The 21,194-nt window shown below is 57.2% G+C and carries 37 protein-coding genes and 1 tRNA gene; 22 read left to right on the top strand and 16 right to left on the bottom strand.

The window, feature by feature from the left end; genetic code table 11:
- Positions 1 to 11: 11 nt before the first annotated feature.
- The 4 genes from KJF94_RS07125 to KJF94_RS07110 form a co-directional block, all read right to left on the bottom strand.
- Positions 12 to 629 carry a DUF8585 domain-containing protein gene (locus KJF94_RS07125; protein ID WP_214382187.1) on the bottom strand — a complete coding sequence of 206 codons (618 nt, stop codon included), beginning with the start codon at positions 627 to 629 and terminating at the stop codon, positions 12 to 14.
- Positions 630 to 778: 149 nt separating this feature from the next.
- On the bottom strand, positions 779 to 976 hold the full coding sequence (locus tag KJF94_RS07120) for a hypothetical protein (RefSeq protein WP_214382185.1): 198 nt from the start codon (positions 974 to 976) through the stop codon (positions 779 to 781).
- Positions 977 to 1,003: 27 nt separating this feature from the next.
- Entirely contained in the window at positions 1,004 to 1,207 is a 204-nt protein-coding gene (locus KJF94_RS07115) for a hypothetical protein (RefSeq protein ID WP_214382183.1), read from the bottom strand.
- Between the two features lie 40 nt (positions 1,208 to 1,247).
- Complete coding sequence (locus KJF94_RS07110; RefSeq protein WP_214382182.1) at positions 1,248 to 1,478, bottom strand: helix-turn-helix domain-containing protein; 231 nt, start codon at positions 1,476 to 1,478, stop codon at positions 1,248 to 1,250.
- A gap of 101 nt (positions 1,479 to 1,579) precedes the next feature.
- Here KJF94_RS07110 and KJF94_RS07105 point away from each other — a divergent pair, with 101 nt between their 5' ends.
- From KJF94_RS07105 to KJF94_RS07095, 3 genes are read left to right on the top strand one after another with little or no spacing between them, the layout of a single operon-like run.
- The gene (locus KJF94_RS07105; RefSeq protein ID WP_214382181.1) at positions 1,580 to 2,056 is read left to right on the top strand and encodes a hypothetical protein; all 477 of its coding nucleotides are present in this window, start codon (positions 1,580 to 1,582) and stop codon (positions 2,054 to 2,056) included.
- Positions 2,034 to 2,909, top strand: a complete 876-nt coding sequence (locus tag KJF94_RS07100; protein WP_214382180.1) for a hypothetical protein — start codon at positions 2,034 to 2,036, stop codon at positions 2,907 to 2,909. The genes KJF94_RS07105 and KJF94_RS07100 overlap by 23 nt, the downstream gene beginning before the upstream one ends.
- A complete protein-coding gene (locus KJF94_RS07095; RefSeq protein WP_214382179.1) occupies positions 2,906 to 3,781 on the top strand; it encodes a hypothetical protein in 876 nt (291 codons plus the stop codon). The genes KJF94_RS07100 and KJF94_RS07095 overlap by 4 nt, the downstream gene beginning before the upstream one ends.
- Positions 3,782 to 4,657: 876 nt before the next feature.
- Here KJF94_RS07095 and KJF94_RS07090 read toward each other — a convergent pair.
- A complete protein-coding gene (locus KJF94_RS07090) occupies positions 4,658 to 4,975 on the bottom strand; it encodes a hypothetical protein (RefSeq protein WP_214382178.1) in 318 nt (105 codons plus the stop codon).
- Positions 4,976 to 5,512: 537 nt separating this feature from the next.
- Between KJF94_RS07090 and KJF94_RS07085 the strand changes: the two genes are divergently transcribed.
- The 9 genes from KJF94_RS07085 (at position 5,513) to KJF94_RS07045 (ending at position 10,256) form a co-directional block, all read left to right on the top strand.
- Positions 5,513 to 5,761 (top strand): hypothetical protein, encoded by a 249-nt coding sequence (locus tag KJF94_RS07085; RefSeq protein WP_214382177.1) that lies wholly within the window; start codon positions 5,513 to 5,515, stop codon positions 5,759 to 5,761.
- The gene (locus tag KJF94_RS07080) at positions 5,758 to 5,973 is read left to right on the top strand and encodes a hypothetical protein (protein ID WP_214382176.1); all 216 of its coding nucleotides are present in this window, start codon (positions 5,758 to 5,760) and stop codon (positions 5,971 to 5,973) included. The genes KJF94_RS07085 and KJF94_RS07080 overlap by 4 nt, the downstream gene beginning before the upstream one ends.
- A complete protein-coding gene (locus KJF94_RS07075; protein WP_214382175.1) occupies positions 5,970 to 6,164 on the top strand; it encodes a hypothetical protein in 195 nt (64 codons plus the stop codon). Before KJF94_RS07080 ends, KJF94_RS07075 begins: the two co-directional genes overlap by 4 nt.
- A gap of 524 nt (positions 6,165 to 6,688) precedes the next feature.
- The gene (locus KJF94_RS07070; protein ID WP_348772791.1) at positions 6,689 to 7,624 is read left to right on the top strand and encodes a coiled-coil domain-containing protein; all 936 of its coding nucleotides are present in this window, start codon (positions 6,689 to 6,691) and stop codon (positions 7,622 to 7,624) included.
- Between the two features lie 7 nt (positions 7,625 to 7,631).
- Positions 7,632 to 8,414, top strand: coding sequence for an ERF family protein (locus KJF94_RS07065; protein ID WP_214384760.1), 783 nt, complete (start codon positions 7,632 to 7,634; stop codon positions 8,412 to 8,414).
- Entirely contained in the window at positions 8,398 to 9,015 is a 618-nt protein-coding gene (locus KJF94_RS07060) for a lambda exonuclease family protein (protein ID WP_214382173.1), read from the top strand. Before KJF94_RS07065 ends, KJF94_RS07060 begins: the two co-directional genes overlap by 17 nt.
- Positions 9,016 to 9,024: 9 nt before the next feature.
- Positions 9,025 to 9,504: a single-stranded DNA-binding protein gene (locus tag KJF94_RS07055; RefSeq protein WP_214382172.1), complete on the top strand. Its 480-nt coding sequence runs from the start codon at positions 9,025 to 9,027 to the stop codon at positions 9,502 to 9,504.
- Position 9,505: 1 nt separating this feature from the next.
- Entirely contained in the window at positions 9,506 to 9,862 is a 357-nt protein-coding gene (locus KJF94_RS07050) for a hypothetical protein (RefSeq protein WP_214382171.1), read from the top strand.
- 94 nt (positions 9,863 to 9,956) lie between these two features.
- Complete coding sequence (locus KJF94_RS07045; RefSeq protein ID WP_250548229.1) at positions 9,957 to 10,256, top strand: hypothetical protein; 300 nt, start codon at positions 9,957 to 9,959, stop codon at positions 10,254 to 10,256.
- Between the two features lie 3 nt (positions 10,257 to 10,259).
- On the opposite strand, the gene KJF94_RS07040 is transcribed toward KJF94_RS07045, so the two are convergent.
- Positions 10,260 to 10,697, bottom strand: coding sequence for a hypothetical protein (locus tag KJF94_RS07040; protein WP_214382170.1), 438 nt, complete (start codon positions 10,695 to 10,697; stop codon positions 10,260 to 10,262).
- A 122-nt stretch (positions 10,698 to 10,819) separates the two neighbouring features.
- On the opposite strand from KJF94_RS07040, the gene yejK reads away from it, so the two are divergent.
- A complete protein-coding gene (gene yejK, locus KJF94_RS07035; protein ID WP_214382169.1) occupies positions 10,820 to 11,827 on the top strand; it encodes a nucleoid-associated protein YejK in 1,008 nt (335 codons plus the stop codon).
- 121 nt (positions 11,828 to 11,948) lie between these two features.
- On the opposite strand, the gene KJF94_RS07030 is transcribed toward yejK, so the two are convergent.
- Together KJF94_RS07030 and KJF94_RS07025 are read right to left on the bottom strand one after the other, a co-directional pair.
- On the bottom strand, positions 11,949 to 12,170 hold the full coding sequence (locus tag KJF94_RS07030) for a hypothetical protein (RefSeq protein WP_214382168.1): 222 nt from the start codon (positions 12,168 to 12,170) through the stop codon (positions 11,949 to 11,951).
- Positions 12,171 to 12,256: 86 nt separating this feature from the next.
- Positions 12,257 to 12,745 carry a hypothetical protein gene (locus KJF94_RS07025; RefSeq protein ID WP_214382167.1) on the bottom strand — a complete coding sequence of 163 codons (489 nt, stop codon included), beginning with the start codon at positions 12,743 to 12,745 and terminating at the stop codon, positions 12,257 to 12,259.
- A 98-nt stretch (positions 12,746 to 12,843) separates the two neighbouring features.
- Here KJF94_RS07025 and KJF94_RS07020 point away from each other — a divergent pair, with 98 nt between their 5' ends.
- Entirely contained in the window at positions 12,844 to 13,152 is a 309-nt protein-coding gene (locus KJF94_RS07020) for a hypothetical protein (protein ID WP_214382165.1), read from the top strand.
- A gap of 3 nt (positions 13,153 to 13,155) precedes the next feature.
- A complete protein-coding gene (locus KJF94_RS07015; protein WP_214382162.1) occupies positions 13,156 to 13,533 on the top strand; it encodes a hypothetical protein in 378 nt (125 codons plus the stop codon).
- A gap of 46 nt (positions 13,534 to 13,579) precedes the next feature.
- Here the strand turns inward: KJF94_RS07015 and KJF94_RS07010 are convergent, their stop codons facing one another.
- Positions 13,580 to 13,855 (bottom strand): hypothetical protein, encoded by a 276-nt coding sequence (locus KJF94_RS07010; RefSeq protein WP_214382160.1) that lies wholly within the window; start codon positions 13,853 to 13,855, stop codon positions 13,580 to 13,582.
- 60 nt (positions 13,856 to 13,915) lie between these two features.
- Here KJF94_RS07010 and KJF94_RS07005 point away from each other — a divergent pair, with 60 nt between their 5' ends.
- Complete coding sequence (locus KJF94_RS07005; RefSeq protein ID WP_214382158.1) at positions 13,916 to 15,721, top strand: DNA cytosine methyltransferase; 1,806 nt, start codon at positions 13,916 to 13,918, stop codon at positions 15,719 to 15,721.
- A gap of 32 nt (positions 15,722 to 15,753) precedes the next feature.
- Here KJF94_RS07005 and KJF94_RS07000 read toward each other — a convergent pair whose 3' ends face one another.
- A complete protein-coding gene (locus KJF94_RS07000; protein ID WP_214382157.1) occupies positions 15,754 to 16,023 on the bottom strand; it encodes a hypothetical protein in 270 nt (89 codons plus the stop codon).
- Positions 16,024 to 16,121: 98 nt separating this feature from the next.
- Here KJF94_RS07000 and KJF94_RS06995 point away from each other — a divergent pair, with 98 nt between their 5' ends.
- A complete protein-coding gene (locus KJF94_RS06995; RefSeq protein ID WP_250548228.1) occupies positions 16,122 to 16,649 on the top strand; it encodes a DUF4406 domain-containing protein in 528 nt (175 codons plus the stop codon).
- Here the strand turns inward: KJF94_RS06995 and KJF94_RS06990 are convergent.
- The 3 genes from KJF94_RS06990 to KJF94_RS30045 form a co-directional block, all read right to left on the bottom strand.
- Positions 16,628 to 16,873 carry a hypothetical protein gene (locus KJF94_RS06990; RefSeq protein ID WP_214382156.1) on the bottom strand — a complete coding sequence of 82 codons (246 nt, stop codon included), beginning with the start codon at positions 16,871 to 16,873 and terminating at the stop codon, positions 16,628 to 16,630. The genes KJF94_RS06995 and KJF94_RS06990 overlap by 22 nt on opposite strands.
- 111 nt (positions 16,874 to 16,984) lie before the next feature.
- On the bottom strand, positions 16,985 to 17,227 hold the full coding sequence (locus tag KJF94_RS06985; RefSeq protein WP_214382155.1) for a hypothetical protein: 243 nt from the start codon (positions 17,225 to 17,227) through the stop codon (positions 16,985 to 16,987).
- 104 nt (positions 17,228 to 17,331) lie between these two features.
- Entirely contained in the window at positions 17,332 to 17,631 is a 300-nt protein-coding gene (locus tag KJF94_RS30045; RefSeq protein WP_250548227.1) for a hypothetical protein, read from the bottom strand.
- Between the two features lie 166 nt (positions 17,632 to 17,797).
- On the opposite strand from KJF94_RS30045, the gene KJF94_RS06980 reads away from it, so the two are divergent.
- From KJF94_RS06980 to KJF94_RS06960, 5 genes are all read left to right on the top strand, one after another.
- Complete coding sequence (locus tag KJF94_RS06980) at positions 17,798 to 18,112, top strand: hypothetical protein (RefSeq protein ID WP_214382154.1); 315 nt, start codon at positions 17,798 to 17,800, stop codon at positions 18,110 to 18,112.
- Positions 18,109 to 18,297 carry a hypothetical protein gene (locus tag KJF94_RS06975; RefSeq protein WP_214382153.1) on the top strand — a complete coding sequence of 63 codons (189 nt, stop codon included), beginning with the start codon at positions 18,109 to 18,111 and terminating at the stop codon, positions 18,295 to 18,297. Before KJF94_RS06980 ends, KJF94_RS06975 begins: the two co-directional genes overlap by 4 nt.
- A 272-nt stretch (positions 18,298 to 18,569) precedes the next feature.
- Positions 18,570 to 18,929 (top strand): hypothetical protein, encoded by a 360-nt coding sequence (locus KJF94_RS06970; protein ID WP_214382151.1) that lies wholly within the window; start codon positions 18,570 to 18,572, stop codon positions 18,927 to 18,929.
- 44 nt (positions 18,930 to 18,973) lie between these two features.
- Complete coding sequence (locus KJF94_RS06965; protein WP_214382149.1) at positions 18,974 to 19,186, top strand: hypothetical protein; 213 nt, start codon at positions 18,974 to 18,976, stop codon at positions 19,184 to 19,186.
- Positions 19,186 to 20,298, top strand: coding sequence for a phage integrase Arm DNA-binding domain-containing protein (locus KJF94_RS06960; protein WP_214384754.1), 1,113 nt, complete (start codon positions 19,186 to 19,188; stop codon positions 20,296 to 20,298). The genes KJF94_RS06965 and KJF94_RS06960 overlap by 1 nt, the downstream gene beginning before the upstream one ends.
- A gap of 89 nt (positions 20,299 to 20,387) precedes the next feature.
- Here KJF94_RS06960 and KJF94_RS06955 read toward each other — a convergent pair.
- From KJF94_RS06955 to ihfA, 3 genes are all read right to left on the bottom strand, one after another.
- Positions 20,388 to 20,464 (bottom strand) — tRNA-Pro (locus KJF94_RS06955).
- A gap of 89 nt (positions 20,465 to 20,553) precedes the next feature.
- The gene (locus tag KJF94_RS06950; RefSeq protein WP_003179985.1) at positions 20,554 to 20,910 is read right to left on the bottom strand and encodes a MerR family transcriptional regulator; all 357 of its coding nucleotides are present in this window, start codon (positions 20,908 to 20,910) and stop codon (positions 20,554 to 20,556) included.
- Positions 20,891 to 21,193: an integration host factor subunit alpha gene (gene ihfA, locus KJF94_RS06945; protein ID WP_002553164.1), complete on the bottom strand. Its 303-nt coding sequence runs from the start codon at positions 21,191 to 21,193 to the stop codon at positions 20,891 to 20,893. The genes KJF94_RS06950 and ihfA overlap by 20 nt, the downstream gene beginning before the upstream one ends.
- Position 21,194 lies beyond the last annotated feature (1 nt).

Here is a 21,194-nt window from a genome sequence, read left to right as displayed (position 1 = left end):
GTGCCTGGAATTCAGGCGATGGATTTCAAATTCGGACGGTGCTTCACAAGCAGGGCTTCAGCCTTCCGCCCCAACTCCCCTGCCCGAGCTTCAACCTGACGGCACTGCGCAACGAATGCCGGAAGGTGAGGCAAGTCGACTTCGCACATCACCTGGTCGTCGAACACTTCGCTGCCGGTGTCGATCACGTCGCCAAGGGCGCGAATCAGAGCGCCGAAGCTCCTGTTTGCACATTGGTCGCTGGTCATCTGGCGGGCGCCGATCAGTCCGTGGCGGCCGGCCAATTCATTGATGCAGTGATCGCGGAACTCAGGTTCAAGCGCGTTGACCCACGACTCTTCAAGCCAGGACGGCATGTCTTGATCGCCGGAGAGCCAGCGCTGAACACGCTTCAGCCAGCGGCCGGTTGCTTTCACGAATTCACCGACGTCGTTTTGCCCGGTGAGCGCGGCGAAGTCAGGCACCTCTTTGGAGATGGCCTTTTCCGGGCAAGCCAAGTGCAGCTCGCGGCTCAGCGCCTGGGCGAAGTCGTCCTGGCTCAAGCTGGTTCGAGCGATCTGGTTCGCTGCATGAGCGACCAGCACCTGGTCACGGGTTTGAACGCTGTGTCTTGAACTGGACGTATTCATAAGGCTCTCTCGTTCGTATTCTGGGTTCATGCCAAATCGCTACTACTGATCAGGGATGAACCCATGACCCTTTCTGCTTCCAGTCCCGAATTAAGGACCGGTGGTGTCACCAATCAAACCGCCTTGCAGTCCTCAATAAAGGACCCGTATTACCGCTTCAAAGGGAGCCGAAACACGTTGCTTGGCGGCGAGCGATTCGCCTTCTCGGCTTGCTCAAGGGAGTCAAGAACTCGCTTGAGTGTTTGCCTGACGAGCTCTTCGCCTGTGATGCCTGCGTTGTTCGCCACTCGCTCAAGTACGTCCATCTGTTGCTGGTCCAGCAGTACTGCCGGTTCTAGAAAATTCATTGCCCGTCCTCTGGTGAGCGGGATTGGCTAGGCCCGTTTTATTTCGATCCATTCGGGCAGCTCACCCGTTTGCTCGATGACTTCGATCACAGCTTTGAGAATCACTCGGCTGAGAGCGCTGTGTTGTGTGCCGACGCTGTGCGCGTATTCCCGTAGCCGGATGAACTCTTCGTCATTCAGCAAAACCTTCACTTGGCGTGCGTGGCGGTGTTCTTTTTTTCCGTAGGCCATGGGGTTCACTTCCGCTTTCGGTCTTTTTTGTAAGTGAGAATTAGGCGGCAGAAAGCTCCGGCCAGATTCGGCTCCAGTCTTCTGGGCGCAGAGCCTTTCGGGTTACAGCGCCCCTGGTTGCCAGCTCTGTTCGAGCTGCGATTTCGGCGGACGCCGTCTTATGTCCGTAGGCGATGAGTCGCAGATACGCACGACTTGTCCCGGTCGCAGCCACCTCAATATCTGTCGCCGTTTTCAGCCAGCTCAGCAGGTAAGGGTTTTTGGTCCGCATTTCGGGCCTCCTTTAAGAAGCTCGATTATTACCCTCAGGTAATCACAAATCAATACCCACGGGGAATTTACCTTTCGGTAACAGGTGGCGATGATCCGCAAATGGATATTTCAGAAATTCGAAGAGCCAATCTTCAGACGCTGATGAACGACAGATTTGGCGGAACAAAGGCGCGCATTGCGGATGAGCTCGGCAAAAGTCCCAGCTATATCGCTCGCTGTCTGTCGCTGACTATCGCACCCGAAAATCGAAAGAAAATCGGCGAAGATTTCGCGCGACATATCGAAACGGTTCTCGGGCTGGATCGTTACTCGATGGACGTACCATTGAAAAAATCTGGCGATAGGGCGGTGGTGGCTAAGGCCAAGGCGCTGGATCTAGTTGCCTCTCCGAGATCTCAGTCTGCGCTTGCAAAAATCGTCGCAGCCGCGGAATCCGGACGACTGACGGAAGAGGACATGGTGCTGCTGGAGCGCATCGCTGCAAAAATTGCAGGCAGCACTCCAGCTGCTTCCGGAAATAGCAATTCACGACTTAGGGACAGGTTGAAAATTAATGATTCCGGTACTGAACAGTAGTTTTTTTGGTGGACAGATCAGTGCGCCAAAAAATGTCGGTCTAAATCCAATCTTTAGAGCAAAAATTTCTGTAAACGACGAGTCAATTCGGTGCTATGTGAAGCCGATGCCGGACTATTACAGGAATGCCGACGGCTCGCATTTCCTCAACCGTGAAATCACAAGTGAAGCGTTGGGCCACGTTCTAGGAAAGGCATGCGGCATGAGCATGCCAGACAATGCCGGCGTGATCGTGCTAGAGCGCGGCATGATTCCAGATAGCGTTCTATCCAAGCTGGACGAAGTCACCCACGGCCATGCGCAAGACTCATTCCTGGCTTGGTTCAGCCAGGACATGATCTATCCGAACCTGGTTGAGCGCCTAATAGGGGATCCTGCAAACGACTTCCAGTCGAAGCGCATTCGCAGGATCGCGGAGAAGCTGTCCAAGCACCCTGACGCTCCAGCTCTCGTTTCGTTTGACGAGTGGCTGCTCAATTCAGATCGGCACCTCGGAAATCTGCTTGCGGCGGCGAAAGGCAAAATGATGCTGATTGATCAAGGAAGAATCTTTCGGCTACCCTCTTGGCAGCCAGGATCTCTTGGATCGACGGACTCCAGGTGTCAAAACACTTTTGAACTGATGTTGAACACCTATACTCCTAGGTGGAGCGAGCAGTTGCCTATAAAAAGCGCTCGATCCCTAGCCTACAATACGTTCTCTGTTGCATTCCGCAGTCATGGCAGTTCTGCGGCCCGAAGCACTCTTAAAGAGATGATGATGGAGGACTCTGACGTGGACACGGTTATCAACTACCTAGGGGGGCGCCTTGATCCCGTCCAGTACAGCAAATTTGTCGAGCTATTGGCGTGAGCGCGGGACTACTGCGTCAGCGGATAGCTGAGGGGGCATCAGCTAGGCCCGTGCAGGGCCACTGGCAGCCGATAAGCGTATGTTTAGATCAGGATGCTGGTGAGTTTCTCAACGTCGGCGTCGTCTTCTCAAGCGGCTCAAAGGTCGAAGTCAGAATGCTCGACACGTTCGACCGTATGAAGTGTCTCTACGATCGAAGATTTGATCAGAACGATTTCGCCCACTATCTCCTTGATATTGAAGAATACTTATACAAAACGAAGGGCGATTTTCCCGACGAAATCGATCCAAACATTCGACTGGGCAATAAACTGTTTGCTGCCGGGGCTTCTGCTGAAGCCATCGTAAATGAGTATTTCGAAGACGTGGTCACACTGGCCAAGCCTAAAGGGAATGCTCGGAATACTGGGTTTCGTTATACCTCGACGCCAAAACTGCGTGAAAACATCTTTCAGATCATGAAGCAGAAAATGCACATGACCGCCTCGGCCATTATCAAGGATGAGCGCTATAGGCTGAAGATGAGAAATGGCGCCTTTATGGATGTGGACACGCCACTTCTCAGCGCTTCAGCGGCAGGAAGTATCGTATCCGCTTGGTACAAAAGCCCCTTGGTCGTATCCAATAACATCCTCCAGGGCTACTCAGACCTGATGGTCGTGTCGAGCAACAGCGACAGAAAAACAGCTATGTCCATTTTGATTCCAGATAACGAAAGCGGCCTCGACACCATCGAGTATCAGAAGCTAAGCGATGCCGTAAGCAGGCAAATCGATCGCATCAGGAACTCTGGAGTTGAGGTGCTTGCCGCAAGCTCAACAGACGTGCTTGCCAACAAAACCATTGAGTGGTGGTCCGACAAGGCCGCATGAGAACTCGAAACGAGAATCGCCGCTAGAAAATAGCCGCCCAAATTAAAGCCCGCCTTCGTGCGGGTTTTTTAATGGAAAAAAGATTACCTATGGGTATTGACGATATGAGTTACCTACAGGTAATGTCCACTCCATCGCAACCCAGTCCCCACATCGGGACCGGCAGCGAAGGATCGAGAGATCCGCCGCTCTTTAACAACTTGATGGACGCCGAGCTGGCCGATGCATAGCCAGCGGACGTACCGCGCAACGGTACGCAGCGATTCGACCTCATGTCGGCGCTGGGCATAGGAGACCTCATTCGGAGGGCGTAGCTGGAGAGGCTGCGTGGTGGTGAGTAGGTGTATGGCTAATGGCGGCATGACCCCAGGCACACCGAAAGACACTAACGGGAAAGCGACCGTTGGCCTATGCAAGGAATAGAGATTACCTGCCCGTTACCAGCGGGCAGGATGCTCTCCAGAAAGCCTTGAGAAGGGCTTTGCGGAAAGCTAACTAACTGCGGCGGCCAGAGCCGGGTGAGCCGCCGCGAACTGGTCTACCTTGGTGCTCGTAATAGCCAGAGAGGATATGCATTTCCTCCCTTTTGATTCGAGTCTCAAGCGCCCTGATTTCTGCAGGCATGCCAGCGCCGCGACCAGGTGGCATCTCTTCAAAACGTTTTTTGAGTTTCTCTAGGCTGATTCGGAGTCGCTCAAGTCGCTGCTGGTGTGTCTCGTCAGGATTATTCTTCGTGGTCATTTGTGCCTGCCTCCACCTGGTGAGCCGCCATGGAAGACCTTGGTATTCGAATAGAGCGTGTCGCCCTCTCCGGGCTTGTAGCGAGTCTTTCGCTCATTTCGGCAGCCCTCGCACATGATCGGAGGATTTACCCAGTCAGCTCTGTAGCTGAACTTGGTTGTTTTGCAGAAGCGACAGTTTTTGACTAGCCATCCGGTTTTCGATTGCGGTGGTTCGGTCTCTAAGTACGGAGTTCGGGCTGGAGATGGGCTCGCCATTTCCATAGCGTTTTTCAGCTTCATCAATACGGCAAGGTTCTTCGGATCCATGGCTACTGCCTCTGACTTCACCTGGCACCGAGATTAGCAGCGGCGTAACGCCAGCACCACCCAGCACCACCCAGAACAACCAGCGCCACGGCAGCCTGCCGTTAACTGCCCTATACCGGTGATGGTTGAGGAAGTGGGTGGTCACTTCGAATCCGGTTTACCCACCCGATCCTCTCTCTGAGAGCGCATCGGGTAAGCCTCTGCGCAATGTCCTCTGTATGCCCGAGCAAACATAACCGGTGTGGCAACCGGAAGCCGCAACCGGGCGACAAGAGAAAGCGATCAGAGGCTTACCCGATGCGGACGAAACTGCGGCTTATAACCGCCCACCTGCATCAATCCCAGAATCGGATGTTATCGAGCGCTGGCGAACTGAGCACGGCCGTGGAACTCGGCGCCGGAGACGTGACCGGTACGCAGATGCGGCGTTGAAAGCTGGGTTGAACGCTTCGGCGGCCCTGGAGAAACGCAGGTTAATACGGCGCCAGATAATGCTGGTTGCCCCTCCGAGCGGTCGTCCCGAAAGGGTCCGCTCTCGCTGGATTCGCGCCCGGCCATCTGCACCCACCCTTCCCCGACACCACCCGCATGCACTCCCCTCCGCGCCCAACGACAACCAGCGGAACGGATGAGTGCAGCCGAGTTTTGTTGACTCAATACCGCCGCTCTTGGAGGCGACACCATGGCAACCAGCTACGCAGATAGTGCGCAGGCCCGAGAGTGGGACAGGCGCTACGACGCTTGGGGGCGAGAGAAGAAATCTCAGCCTGACGAATTCCACGACTACGAAGCTGCCGAGCAGATACGTACTCAGGCGCTGGCTGACCGTGCGACCCGTGCAATTGAGGAGCGCAAAAGCCTGAAGCGCCGCATCGGCCTGGCAATGGCGCAGATGGAAATGATTTGCCCGCCAACAGGAGGCGCAGCGTGAGCACCACCAATCACGATCTGGCTGTCGGCATGCTCAATGGCTACATCGAAAGCATGGTCGACCCGCAATGCAGCGCTGTTGCGGTCAAGGCTTCTGCCAATACCGCTCTTCTGATCTTCCGCACGCTGAGCGTCATCAGCGCCACAGAGGAAGCCCACTACATCGAACGTCTGCGCCGTGTTTACGAGCGCCGGCAAGGAAGAGCGGCATGACCACTCCACCAGTTAAATCACTGATCGACGATCAGCTCGATGAGATTGAATCGAAGCTGATCATGCTCGGCTTCGGCCTTCCGTTTAACGAAGTGATCGGTCAGCCGCGCGAACGTGCTGTGGCCAGCCTGCCGCAACGATTGGCGGCCACCATGAAGGGCGGACGAATTGCGGTGAGGGTTCGGCCATGACGATGGTTTGCAGCAAGTGCAACAGACTCGGCATCCATTGGGTTGGGCCGTTTGGCAATATGACCGGCACCAAGTGTCCTCACTGCGGCGGTGAAAACTGTCATTACGATCTGCAACCGGTTGATCAATGCCGCGAGTGCGACAGCGAGGTCTGCAACGGCGAGTGCTTCGGCGACGACATGATGGGGTCATCGGGGTGACCACTACTCAGCGGTACCGGCGCCGCGCCATCCGGTGGACATCATCCTTAGTCGGATTCCTGTTCCTCTCCATCGTCCTGCTGGCCCCTGCTATCGGCGGCCTGATCACTCAATAACCAACTACTTCAAGCGCTGCGTGCATCGCGGCAAGGAATTCCCGTGTCCGCAAATACCGAACTGGCCGTAGTGCCGCCGCAAGAAACTGCTCTCGCCGTCTACAGCACTGATAAGGGTCTTGAGCCTTGGCTCCAGGTAATCCGCAGCAAGATCGACGGCTTCACTCCGGACATCAGCACCCGCAAGGGTCGTGACGCAATCGCCTCAATGGCCTACGCCGTCGCTCGCTCCAAAACAGCGCTGGATGACGTCGGCAAGAAGCTGGTCGCCGACCTGAAGGAAGTCCCGAAGAAAATCGACGCTGAACGCAAGCGCGTTCGGGACACGCTGGAAGCCTGGCAGGAAGAAGTGCGGCGACCACTGAACGAATGGCAGGCGGTCGAGGATGCGCGAGTCGACAAGCACAACGCAGCAATCGAGCGGATCCGGTTTCAGTCGATGGACTTGGACGGCATCACCGCGGAAGACCTGGCCGACCGACTCGTTCAGCTTGAAGCAATCGCCCTGGGCGACGACTGGGAAGAATTCGAAGCAGAGGCAGCCCGTGCCAAGGATAAAGCTCTCGGAGTTCTGCGCGCTGCTCTTACCGCACGCCAGCAATACGAAGCCGAGCAGCTCGAACTGGCCCGGCTGCGCGCAGAGAAAGAGGCGCGTGACAAGAAGGACAACGAGGACCGCATTGCCCGCGAAGCTGCAGAGCGAGCCACACGGGAAGCCGAGGAAAGGGCTCAGCGTGAGCGTGATGCCGAGGCCCGGCGCGTGCGAGACGAGCAGGCAGCCGCCGAGCAACGCGAAAACGATCTGAAGCTACAGACGGCAGACGCCGAACGCCGAGCTGAGCAGGCCAAGCGCGAGAAGATCGAAGCCGATCAAAAGGCCGAACGCGATCGCCTGGCGGCTGTGGAAAGCCAGAAACAAGCCGTTGAGCAGGCCCGCCTGAATGAAAAAGCCCGAGCAGACGCAGCAGCTGACGAAATCCTGCGACAAGAAAGACTGCGCGAGGCTGACAAGGCGCACAAAGGCGCGATCTACAAAGCCGCCAAAGAAGCGTTCATGCAGCACGGCATGACCGAGGACTGTGCTCGCCTGGCTGTGAAGCTGGTAGCGAGTGGCCTCATCCCTGCAATTTCCATCAAATACTGAGGTCGCCATGAGCAATCTTGCAGTGACAGATAAGGTCGAGCACTTGCCGACCTTACAAACCGAATCCGCGACGATTATGTCGATCATTCAGCAGGTGGCCATGTCTCCAGGCGCCGACATCGACAAGATGGAACGCCTGATGGCGATGCACGAACGCTTCCAGGCGCAGCAGGCTAAGCAGCAGTACGACGATGCCCTGGCCCAGTTGCAGGAAGAGATGCCGGTGATCGGCGAGCGCGGCGGCATCAAGGACAAGAGCGGTCGCATCCAGAGCACCTACGCGCTTTGGGAAGACGTCAACGAAATGATCAAGCCGGTGATGGCGAAGTACGGTTTTGCCATCACATTCCGCACCCCGCGCAACGAGCGCGGCATCGAAGTCGAAGGTGTACTTAGCCACCGCGCCGGACACCGCGAGGTTACATCAATCGTTCTGCCGGTCGATGCCTCAGGCAGCAAGAACGGCGTACAGGCAGTCGCCTCCAGCGTCAGCTACGGCAAGCGGTACACCGCGGGCCTTCTGCTGAACATCACCACCACTGGCGAAGACGACGACGGCAACGGCCCGGCCGCACAGGTAACGCCGCGAGTCACATCCGCTCAGGCCGCGCAAATCGCGATGCTGCTGGAAAAGTGCAGCGACAAAGCGAAGTCAGCGTTTGCAGGAATTCACGGCACACCGACCGCTGTCGAAAAGTCCGTGTTCGACCAGGTGCTGGCGATGCTCACGAAGTCGGCAGCCCAAAACACCAAAATCACCGAGGGGAAAGACGATGCAAATCATCAGTAACGTGGAGCAAGGCACCCAAGAATGGCTGGATCTGCGCCTGGGCATCGTGACCTGCTCGGAGCTGGACAGCTTGCTGGTCAACGGCAAAGGCGAAGCTGGCTTCGGCGCCGGCGCATTCACCTACATGAACACGCTGATCGGTGAACGCATCACCGGCGAGGCTGCCGATCCATTCCAAGGCAACCGGCATACCGAGCGCGGCCATGAGTACGAAGGCGTGGCCCGCGGCCTGTACCAGTCGCAGGTTGATGTCACGACCAACCAGGTCGGGATTATCTTGAATCACGGAATCGGCTACTCGCCTGATTCACTTATCGGCGACGACGGGCTCTGCGAGATCAAAACCAAACTGCCGAAGTTTCAGGTTGAGGTGATCCTATCCGGCGAGATTCCAAAGGAACACGTCGCGCAGTGCCAGGGTGGTTTGTGGGTGTCGGATCGTGAGTGGATCGACTTTGTCAGCTACTGGCCCGGTATGAAGCTGTTCGTGAAACGCGCCTACCGCGACGAGGTGATGATTCGCAAGATGAGTGAACGCGTCAAAACCTTCTACGAAATCCTCGACGAGCGCATGAACCGCGTCCTCGGCATCGCAGCTTAAGGAATCCCCATGCCAACACTTACCGACGTCGGCCGCATTGGCCGTGACGCTGAGCTGCGCTACACCCCAGGCGGTGACGCCGTGATCAACCTGGCGCTGGCCTGCGAGTACGGCCGCAAGGTCGAGGGCAAGCGGCCAACCCAGTGGGTCGATGCCACGCTCTGGGGCAAGCAGGCCGAGGCCATGGCGCCCTATCTACTCAAGGGCCAGCAGATCCATTTCACCATGGACGATGCCCACATCGAAACCTACTCCAAGACTGGTGGCGGTGAGGGCTACAAGCTGACAGGCAAGATCATCGTGATCAAGTTCGCCGGCTCCCCGCCGCAGGCTGCCAGCCCGCCGGCACAGCAGGCCAGGCCTCAGCAAGCACGTCAGCAAGCGGCCGCTCGCCCAGCTCAAAATCAGCAGGGTACGAACGGGCCGGACTACGACAGTTTCGACGATGACATCCCCTTTGCCCCACACCATCACCTGAACGGTGCCTGATATGGACCCAGCAATCGAAGAAGCCGCAAAACGGCAAAGTGGACTGGAGGCGGCGAAAGCTGCCTTCTTTGCATCTGGCGGTCAGGCTCAGTTGATCCCTACCGGTATTGGCAAGGACAGCCCTGGCGTCGAGCAGGTGCCGAAGCCGGCGTATGGCTACCGGACCATTGAGACAGCGAAGAGCAAGCGCGGCCGTGTCATCGGCGATGAGGAAAGGCGAGAGTTGGCCGGCCGGCTTATGGAGTGCAAAGCCGCCGGCATGACGCGCTACAAGGCCAGCAAGCATATCGGCATCAGTGAAACGCTTTGCCGCAAGCTTATTGCCGAGCACTCGCTCGACTTCCCGACGTCCCAATGAGACGAATCAACCACCAGGTGCGCCAGCGCCGGCGACAGACATGGCTGGATATACCGGCCCACGGAATTGAAGAGGCAGGCCATGGCCAAGAGCAATGCAGATCGCTCAGCGAAAGCTGCGGCGAAGAGGAAGGAGCGCCGCGAAGGAGATTCGATTTCATTGCTTGCCCGGCACGCGCCAAGCACTTGCTGAACTGATGGCCTGGAGCGGCATCGAGGAACAGGGCGAGGCGATCACGCTGATGATTCACCACCTGCACGGACTTGGCCAGGGTGGCGCCCTTCCTTTGCTCACACCGCCGCGACACGAATACGTGATACCGCAAAACGTGTCGCGGAAATTGGAGTTCGCTAACCAGCGTGAAGAAATGCGTGTGCCCATCGATGAAATTTGACGATCACTTCAATTCAAAAGGAGTGGGCGCTTCGAGCACCGCCTGGAGAACTGTGGAAAAAATTTTGTAGCTGTAGCCCTGGATTTCCGGATCGACAAGAAGCGAGCCATTGGCGCTGAAGATTGCTCCATCACGACTGATATTAAATCGACCCAACTCCGATTTCGAACCTCCGCTTTTTCGCAAAAACAATATCGCCTCTGCGAGTCCAGCTTTATCCGCAGAGATTGGGCTCAGTTCAATAAAGAACTGTTTGCCTAATACCTCTCCTTCGATACTGCGCTCCTTTGCCGTTATTGAAGTCACACCTGCGAAATGATTCAACGACAAGTCTTGCCAGTGCTCGACAAGACCTAGGAACCGGGAAGATGCACGATCCCAATCCCGTTTGACTGAGGTGATGTAGGTAAAAAAACCCTCTGGGTCTCGCGTGAAGTCCATAGCACTGCTCCGAGTAAGTCCGATATCGGACGAGAAGCAGACTTTTTAACTGATGTACCACTAATTTGCCACCACGCTGCGCATCCGGTCACGGAGGGCGGCGCCTACCCGAGGTAACCGCAATGCCTGTTCTCCACAGCATCATCCACAAGATTGACAAGAAGCCCGACGGCACCCCGGCCATTCTACATTTTGGTAACGCTGAGCTGATCGGAAGCCAGGCTCGTGACGACCTGATGAGCCAGTTCAACGAAAGCTACAACGCCAAGACTAGTAAAGCCTGGGGTTTCTTTCACGCCGAATCTGGCGCCTTCCCACTCAGTGGCTGGCTCAGCAAGTACTTGGCTGGACCCGATGATTTCATGACTTTCAGCAACAACGCCGTTGAGCACCTGACCAGGCTGATGGAAGAGTCAAACTTATCGGTCGGTGGCAACGCGCTGTTCTGCCATTACCAGCAAGGCCTGACCGAATACCTGACCATCGCCCTGCTGCAGGAAACCGAAGCGGTGACCATGACCGAAGAGCTGCACTTGATGACGGTGAAGCGCCTGGACCTGGACCATATACGCCTAGCGGCGCGCATCAACGTCAGCGAGTGGCAGAACAACCCTCAGTCGCGCCAGTACATCTCATACCTCAAGGGCAAGCAGGGCCGTAGGCTCAACGAGTACTTCCGCGACTTCATCGGCGCGCAGGAGGGCCTCGACGGCCCGGGAGAAACCCGCACCCTGCTGAAGGCGTTCAGTGATTTTGTTGAAAGCGAAGACCTGGGCGAAGATGCGGCCCGCGAGAAGACCGGCACGCTGGTCAGCTACGCCTTGTCCCAGGCCAAACTGGGCGAGCCGATCACGCTCGACGAACTGTCCGAAGTACTCGACGACGACCAGCCACTGGCGTTCGCTGAGTTCGTTCAGGGCAAGGACTACGGTCTTTCGGCGTCGATCCCGCCGGACAGGAAAACACTGAACAAATTCCGGCGCTTCACCGGCCGCGCCGAAGGTCTGTCGATCAGCTTCGAGCAGCACCTGCTGGGCTCCAGGATCGAGTTCGACGAGGCCGGCGGCACACTGACCTTGCGCGGCCTGCCAACGCAGCTCACCGAGCAATTGAAGCGCGCCGCTGCTTGACAACGAACATTGTCCGCGTGCTCGCCAGCATGTCGCGACCTTAAATCGCGGTCACTGAAAAGCAGTCGCGACAGCTTGAAGAGTTCGCCAAGACCGGCATCGAGGCTTGATGGCTCCAGGCCTATCGATCTGACGAGACTGTCAATGCTTGTGCGTGAGCATCACTCATCACTTGAATGGCGTTCGATACATGTGGGTGACCAACCCATCGGTAGGGGGCATTACCCTGTAGGCCGGTCGCCGCATTGTCGATCAGGTTTTTTGCATCCAGCCCACTAGCAATCGCTGCCCCAATAATGGCTACAAGCGCCTGCTCAAGTGCAACTTCGCGATCAGTTTTCATCTGCATCTCCTTGATCCGGCTCCACGCCGGGAAGACACAAATACCCCACACGCACCCAAAATGCCACTACACCCTGTCGCATCCGGTCACGGCAGTGCGGCGACTTCGCGCTCGTGCCGATAATCAATCCAGTACTTCCAGACTCGCTGGGCAATATCGCAGAGATCATGGCTAATTCCGGACTTGTCGGTGTAGATCCAGCAAGGGAGTTGATTTCCACCATCCTCATCAGTTTCTACCCGATCTCGAAAGCCAAATGTTTGGGGCTGGGTTTTTGGATGCTTAACATCGTTGGTAAGTGATCGGCACACATCGAGTGCAGTTCCAGCATCGGGGTCGCGGGCCTTTACCATCCTGATTACCTCCCCAGGATTTTCGGCTCCGCGCTGTTTTGCTGCTTTATCAGTCATGTGATTTAAGAAGAAGAGCGCCGTGACCAACCGACGGTAGATGAACATGTGCCTGCCAATATCGACAGGTATGTCCGCCTGATACTCAAACCAGAACTCCTCAAATGCCGGAGCAGCAAGCTCCTTGAAATAACCTCGCAGGTCGCTGAGCTCAATCGTACCCACACGCATCTCCTTCCGGCTCCTTGCCGGGCCGAACACAAATACCTCACTTCAACGAATCACGCCAGCCGGCGAGGCAGGCGTCTGCCTGGAGATTGCCAATGAGCATTCCCGCAAATGCGTTAAGCGACGAAGAGTGCCTGCACTACGCCGCGCTTGATCCGGCGGCCGCCGCCGAACTCACCCGGCGCCTGACAGCGCAAAGCATCGACCCGAGCGCTGAGCGCGAAGAGCTGCGCGAGGACATCCGCCGGATCGAAAGCGAAGCCGATGAAGTTGCTGATGAGCTGGCGGACCTGCGTGATAACGCAGAAGAAGCCTGCATGTGGATAAAGCGAGCGATGAATCCCGCAGATCAATCGAAGACCATCAACGAATTTTTGCAGAAGGCTCTCGACTGCCTGGAGTGACCCATGAGCACATTTGCCGTATTCGGAATGAGTGAGAACTGGGCTCGCGAAGAGGCCAAAGAGCACACCAACACCTACAAGATGGAAAACGGAAAGATGGTTGAGCGGACCATCCCGGAGTGGGAGCTGGCAGTTGAGGCGGAGGTAGCAAGAATCATGGCAGGCAAAAAGTGCGTCCGCCTGTCTCCGATGTTCGATGCACCCCAGTACGCCCAGCAGTTCATGGAGATGGCCAGGGCAAGCATTGTTTGTCGCGACCTGAAGATCCGCACGAAGGCGGTACTGGTCGATGCCAAGAGCAAGCCGATCTTGAATGCCAAAACCGGCGCGCCAAAAGTCGGGTTCGCTGATTGGGTGCCAGCAAAGTCTCACGCCGCCTGATTCCTTCCGTTTCTCAACCACTTAATTTCGAATCATGCCAGTCGGCCTACTGGTATTGACGGTTAGCGGACATCAGCCAGTAAAGGTCCCAGACATTTTGGAATAACCGCTCGTACTCTTCTAACGGAATCGCCGAGCCACTCACATCAAACGACATGATTTTCTCGAAAAGAGATCGAGCATTTTCGTTCGGGAATTCAGAAGCCAGCAATGGAAAGAGCTCACTGTGCACGGAGCTGGATCTTTGAGAAGCGCTTCCGCCGGTAGCCATTGCTTCAAGCGCTTTCGTCAGTCGCTCAATCGTGTTGTGCGGATCTTTCACAGCTTCACCTCACTTACTTAATCCATCGAACCACCGACTATAGCCCGTCGAGGATCCCCTATGTCCGCACACCAGAAATTGCCCCAGTTCATCCATGATCAGCCAAGTATGGGCCTGCCGTTCGAAAAGGAACTGGTGGTGGACCTGTTCGCCGGCGGCGGTGGCGCCAGCACCGGCATCGCCCGTGCGTACCGGGAGCCGGATGTAGCGGTAAACCACAACCCGATCGCCCTGGCCGTGCACCGCGCCAACCACCCGCAAACGGCTCACTATGTGGCCGACGTGTATGAGGTGTGCCCTCGAGCAGCAACCGGCGGGCAGCCGGTGGCGATCATCTGGGCATCGCCTGACTGCCGCCATCACAGCAAGGCGAAGGGCGGCGCGCCGCGCGATCGAGGCGTTCGCGGCCTGGCATGGGTAGTGATCCGCTGGTGTTTCGTCACCAAGACGCGGTTGCTCTTCTTGGAGAACGTCGAAGAGTTCTGCGACTGGGGACCGATCGACGACGAAGGCCAACCGATCAAGGCCGAACGTGGGCGAACCTTCCAGGCATTCATTGCAGCCCTCAGCACTGGGCTTCCCGCCGATCACCCGGACATGGTCGAGATCATGCAGGCCATCGGGGAGTTCGTGCCGATGGAAGCACTGGTGCGTGGTCTTGGCTACAACGTCGAATGGCGCGAACGCATCGCCGCCAACGCCGGCACCCCAACCATCCGGAAGCGCCTCTACCTGGTGGCCCGAAGCGACGGTAAGCCGATCGTCTGGCCAGCGCCGAAACGCCACAAGGTGCCGACCGCTAAACAGCAACCCTGGCGCACCGCCGCGGAGTGCATCAACTGGAGCAACCTCGGCCGCACCATATTTCGCGAGAAGCCTATGGCAGAGAACACCATGCGCCGCGTTGCCAAAGGCTGCTGGCGTCACGTGCTGACCAGCGCGAAGCCTTTCATTGTCCCGATGCGCGGCACGTCGGAATCACACACCAGCACCCACGGCGTGGACGAAGCACTGTCGACCATCAGCGCCGGCGGCACACATCACGCGTTGGTGCAGCCAGTCGCAGCGCCCTTCCTCACCGAGTGCGCGAACGGCTCTTCGCAGCGTAATTTCGATGTGCAGGAGCCACTGCGGACTCAGGTCGCCCAGGTCAAGGGCGGCCACTTCGCCCTGGCCGCGGCGAATATGGTCACCCTACGCAAAGGATCGGTCGGGGCCGATGTCGACAACCCGCTCGGCGTGGTCGCAACCAGCACGGGGCACCATGCGGTATCTGCGGCGTTCTTCGAGCAGGCAAACGGCGGGTTCTACGACGGTGATGGCCGCGCTGCCGACTCGCCGCTCTCGACAATCTGCCAGTCCGGCGCCAATCAGCGGTTGGCCAACGCTTACCTGGTGAAGTATTACGGCAACGAGAAGGACGGCATTTCGCTCACCGAGCCGATGCACACGCTGCCAACGAAAGACCGCGTGGCGCTTGTCGAGGTTGTGCAGGTGCCGGACACGCTTACGACGGAGCAGATGGAAGGCGCCCGCCGCTGTGCCGCCTTCATGCATGAGTATCTGCCGGAGCACTTCAAAGACCCGGCTGAAATGGTGATGGTCGGCGGCTATGTCCTGGTGGATATCACTCTGCGAATGCTGCAACCGCCTGAGTTGAAAGCGGCGCAGGGCTTCGACCGGGGTTACATCATCGACCGCGGGCTGTTCGTCGATCCGGTAACCGGCGCTGAGGAATGGCGCGACATCAACAAAACTGACCAGGTTCGACTAATCGGCAACAGCGTCTGTCCGGATGAGGCGGAAGCCTTGGTCGCAGCAAACGCCGCAGACATCATCGAGCTCTATCAACGCCTCGCGGCCTGACCCACCCTCACCTATTGAGCTGAGCTTGATGCTTATTTCGGTCGGGCTCCGCGAGCCAGCCACTCACCATGACCGATGCCGTGCTGGATCGCCTGATAGTCAGAATCGTCCGAGATATCGAAAACATGCTCCGAGTGTTTTGCCCCACTGGGATGAAACAGCTGGGTTAGCATGATGCCTTCATGCCTGCTCTGGCGTCTGAGCCTAACCGTGATGACAAAGCCACGCTCTGCGTCGTGCTTATGGCATACGTCCGAAGGATCTTCACCCCAAAGCTCCGACTGCCAATATTTGTTCGACATCTCCGCTCCTTGAACCGGCCCTATGCCGGGATATCAAGCAATAGCTCACAAACTCAAATCACGCCACCACCCGGGCATGCCCCGGCATAGGACGCCCCATGCCCACAGAAAACCGCAAGCCGGATCTCCGAACCATCGTGACCGAGTCGCTGATCGGCATGATCGCAGCGGTTACCCGACTGGTGCCGCCGGCGAACGAGCCACCGCCGCCTTTCATTCAAGGCCCGATTGACCGTGCGGTAGACCGCATTCGGGCAGTCATCGCCCCGGGCGTGACGCTCGCCACCGCCCGCGCAAAACGCGTTTACGTCGCGGGGCCAATGACTGGGATCAAGGACTTCAATTACCCGGCCTTCAACGTCATGGCTGACCGGCTGCGGGCCCATGGTTACGAAGTCGAGAACCCCGCAGACCACGGCATCGTCGAAGGTGCGCAATGGACTGACTACATGTCCTACAACCTGACTCGCCTAGGGCTGTGCGGCGTGATCGCCCTGCTGCCCGGATGGGAAAGATCGGAGGGCGCGAAGCTCGAAGTTCAAATCGCCCACCGCCTCGGCATGACGGTTGTGAATGCCCATGATCTGGTATCGATGGAAACTGGTCAGTCGGCAAATTGGCCGTAGCTACCCGCAGCCCGACCGTCTAAGGAAGGCATCGGATCAGTTTTAGGTGCATAAAGGAAAGCAGTCCACGCTTCGTACGCAGCCTTTTGGCGCCTGGCAGCTTCATCCCATGAATAGCCTTCAGCCTGCCTTGCTGAGACCAGCATCATCATGTGGTTTGTGGCTGCGTCGAGTTCAAGCAGTAGGTGATGCGACTGGAAGCGGAAATCATCTGTATTGCTCATGAAGCGGTACGCCCGTTATAGGTCAGCCACTGAATAGAGCCGATACACATACGCAGGCATTTTGACATCACCATTGGTTGCCGCGCCAGTTCGCACGACAATCGGTTCGCTCTAAGGAAGCTGGCTGTCAATCCACTGCTCGGCCAATGCCATCGCGTCGGCCAGCGCTTCGGGGTAATTATCCCATGGCCCAACAAGATCTACCGCTCCAACGCCCAAGCCTTCGACACTCCCTTCGGCAATGATATGCGCGGCCGTCGGAGTTTCATCGTTTGGCTTCCGCCAACAAAACTTCACAAACACATCCCGGCCGCGGTAGTGATGAACAATCGGCACATCCATGAAGTGAGACACGGCCCCTCCGGAGAGTCTGCAAAAGTAAGAGTCTGGGTTTTATCTCTTTCGGGCGCATTACGCCATAACGGCAAATTGCTATCCCCTGCCTTCAAAGTCAGCCGCTATCTCGAAGAAGCTGAGCGGCAAGTACTCCCCCTTCCTGCGGTAGCCAACTGGCGAGCTCGACCGACACCCCAAGCCAAAGCTCTGGTCATCGATTCACCAGGGCGTGGATCAACAGCCTCTTCATGCAACGCCATGCCATCGGGAGCATAAATCCCGATGAACATTTGAGTCTCGCCGGCACGCGATAGCCTGACTTGCACGTCGATGAAAGTCCCATCATTCAGAGTTTCATCGTGTGTTCTGCTGTGGAGCTCGGGATCTGCCCACGCCCAAAACACATCGCCTCGAAGTCTCATAGAGCCCTCCTGCCGGTTCCTTGTGAGGGTTAACACAGTCCAAAACTAGACCCATTCGAACGAAGCGCAACCGTGCCGAAACGGTATCGGACAGTTGGTCACAACAGTTATACGAATCCAAATTTTATGTACAACTCTCAGCCGCTATAGCGGCAAAGGAACAGTCATGCCTGAAGAAAAGTTGATTGGCCCCGTCGAAGTTGTGCGCGACGAGGATGGGTACTGGTACCACCCTCACATCCCGGACTTCGATGAAGACGCCGAAGCATGGAAAGCGTGGCTCGAAGCCCAGGGCCTGAAGGTAACCGGCTGGCACATGGATTCAGACTTGGATGCCCACCCGTACTGGGAGGTTGGCGAGGCCCACTGCCTCGGCTGGAATCCTGAGACGCCGATCGATGATGGATGGCTCCTGCTCGGCATCTTCGACACGGATGATGGCCCATATGTGCAATGGGCGCGCCGCGAGGTGACGCCATGAGCAAGCAAGTCATTTTGACAGGTAAAGCGGTCGTGAGCTTTCGCAAGGTTTACAGCAGCATGACCGATGATGAGATTGAGTACCTGCGAGCCAGCAACGACTTGCGCGAAGCCCAGATCGACGAGGACGACCTGCTCAGCATCGAATGGATTCACGACGACGTCGATATGCAGGTGACGCCATGATCATCCCAGTCTATGCCCTCGCCTACATGGCCTGGCTCATCTACACGGGGCCGCGCGGTTAAAGAAGTAGCCCACCCTGACCAGTTGCGGCCACTCAGCATTTCTCTGAAACAGCTGGCAGGGCGAACTGCTGAACCTTATTCGAGTGAGGCCTTCTCGTATATCAGCTGTTCCCTGATGCCCACCGCCAGCGCCCCCACCGAATTCACCCGACTGCAAACCAAAACCTTACAACTCACAGCCTGCCGGTGAACGTCGGGCGAGGATTCGTTATGTCCGACTTTCAAACCGAAACCACGCCCACCGCACGCAAGCAGCATAAGTGCTGCGAGTGCTACGGCGTCATTCAGCCGGGCCAGCAGTACAGCCTCGTCACGGGCTGCTGGGGCGGCGACATGGACACCTTCAAAACCTGTATGCCCTGCGTCGAGGCGCGTACCTGGGCGACCGTTCAGCCCGAATGGGGTGGTGACGGCGAACACCTCTACTACTTCGGTCGCCTCGATGAGGACCTGGCCGACCTTGCGCCAGAGATCAGGTCACACGACGGACGTCGATTTCACGCGTACCGGCTGCAGGTGCTCATGACCAGGCGTCGTGACGCGGGCCGGACAATCAGGGCAGCGGCATAAATCATTCACCACCTTCTGCCGCCACGCGCGGCATGGAGCACCCAATGAAACGAGAGCTGATCAAGATCAGTGAGTTCCAGCGCCGGCGCTGGGGCGAAAACGGAACACCGCAATGCCCACAAGCGATCCGCAACCACATCCGCAACGGTATGGTGCCCGGCGAGCAGATCGGGAAACTCTGGTACGTTGACTGGACGGCATTCAGCCGCTCGGACGGTAACGACCTCGTGGCGATGGTATTGAAAGGAGCTGCATGATGGTCCCTCGGCCGCGGAACAAGGCGAATAAGAACCTCCCGCAGAACCTGTACTTCGATGCGCGGCGCTCGACTTATCGCTACCGCCGGCCTACCGATGGAAAGTGGTTTCAGTTCGGCACCGACCGCATTAAAGCGATCGATGCGGCCAAGCAGCTGAACCTGGAATTCATGCGTGGCGCTGACTTGGTCGGTGCGGTGCTCTCCGCATCGTCAGAGTCGTTCGCCACCTTCCTCGACACCTACGAACGCGACGTCCTGCCGCCACGCGAGTTGGCCAAAGGCACTCTCGGATTGTACGCGGTGCACTTCCGGCGTTTCCGCAAGCAATTCGAGGGCAAGGCCGTCGACCAGATCACGATTCGGATGATCGCCAAGATGTTGGACGCTATCACGCCGCGCTCTGCGAACCAGTGCCGGGCCCTGCTGATCGACATTTTCAACCACGCCGCGGCGAAAGGGCTCTGTCCGGACAACCCGGCGGCCAGCACCATCAACCGCATCGAGAAGAAACAACGCAAGCGCCATACCGTCGAGGGACTGAAAGCTATCCGGGAGAAATCACCGGCCTGGTTGCAGAACGCCATCGACTTGGCCCTGATCACCGCGCAACGCCGAACCGACATCCTTGATATGCGCTTCGATGGGGTGCGGGAGGGATTCCTGTACGTCGTGCAGAAGAAGACGGCCAAGGCCAGTGACGCGGCATGGATTCGCTTCCGCGTTACGACGGAGTTGCAGGCGGTGATCAGCCGGTGCCGCGACGATGTGGTCTCGCCATACCTGGTGCACCGCAAGCCCGATCGCCTGAAACAGAAACAAGCACAAACCAAGGACCACTGGACGAAGATTGAAGAGAGGTATTTGACTCGAGCATTCAAGGACGCCCGGGAGGCGGCGGAATGCTACAAGGGGTGGAAGGAGGAAGAGATGCCGGGCTTCCACGAAGTGCGAGCGCTGTCGCTGCATCTCTACAAGAAAGCCGGTAAGGATGGGCAGAAAATTGCTGGCCATGCGAGCGAGGGCATGACCAAAAACTACCAGCGGGACCACGAGGAAATCATCTGGTCCGAGGCAATTCCGGACCTGAATATCACTGAAATCACCGGGTAGTTTTGCGCCAGTTTTGCGCGGGTTTTGCGCAGACACAAAAAAGCCGATCCAGATGATCGGCTTAACTGTTTGATTTTACTCAGGAAATATGGTCGGGACGGAGTGATTCGAACACTCGACCCCTAGCACCCCATGCTAGTGCGCTACCGGACTGCGCTACGCCCCGACTAGGCGTGAAACTCGTTCTTCACCTCGAAGAACGCTCAAGAATATATCGCAAGCTTTTGAAAACTGGAAGTATTCAAACGCATGAATTTATTTCTTGAGCACCACCAACACATCTTCCAGTTCGGCAATCATCTGCCGAATCATCTGCTTGTATTGAGTGGTGTCGTCTTTGGCTTCATCGCCGGACAAACGCAAGCGCGCGCCGCCGATGGTGAAACCTTGATCGTAAAGAAGCGCGCGGATCTGCCGGATCATCAGCACGTCTTGTCGCTGATAATACCGGCGGTTTCCGCGTCGTTTGACGGGGTTGAGTTGAGGAAACTCCTGCTCCCAATAGCGCAGCACGTGCGGTTTTACGGCGCACAGCTCGCTGACTTCACCGATGGTGAAGTAGCGTTTGCCTGGGATGACGGGTAGCTCGTCGTTATGACTTGGTTCCAGCATAAGCCTCAACTCGGGCCTTCAACTTCTGCCCTGGACGAAAGGTGACCACACGGCGAGCCGTGATCGGGATTTCTTCACCCGTTTTCGGATTGCGGCCGGGCCGCTGGCGTTTGTCCCGAAGGTCGAAATTGCCGAAACCGGACAATTTGACTTGTTCGTTGTCTTCAAGAGCGTGCCTAATTTCTTCAAAAAACAGTTCGACCAATTCCTTGGCCTCCCGTTTATTCAGGCCCAGCTCTTCATACAGACGTTCCGCCATTTCAGCTTTCGTCAGAGCCCCCATA

Source organism: Pseudomonas hormoni (assembly GCF_018502625.1).
In the GTDB taxonomy this organism is placed as follows: domain Bacteria; phylum Pseudomonadota; class Gammaproteobacteria; order Pseudomonadales; family Pseudomonadaceae; genus Aquipseudomonas; species Aquipseudomonas hormoni.
The sequence above is the reverse complement of the archived record's forward strand: the minus strand, read 5'-3'. Positions and strand labels throughout refer to the sequence as shown.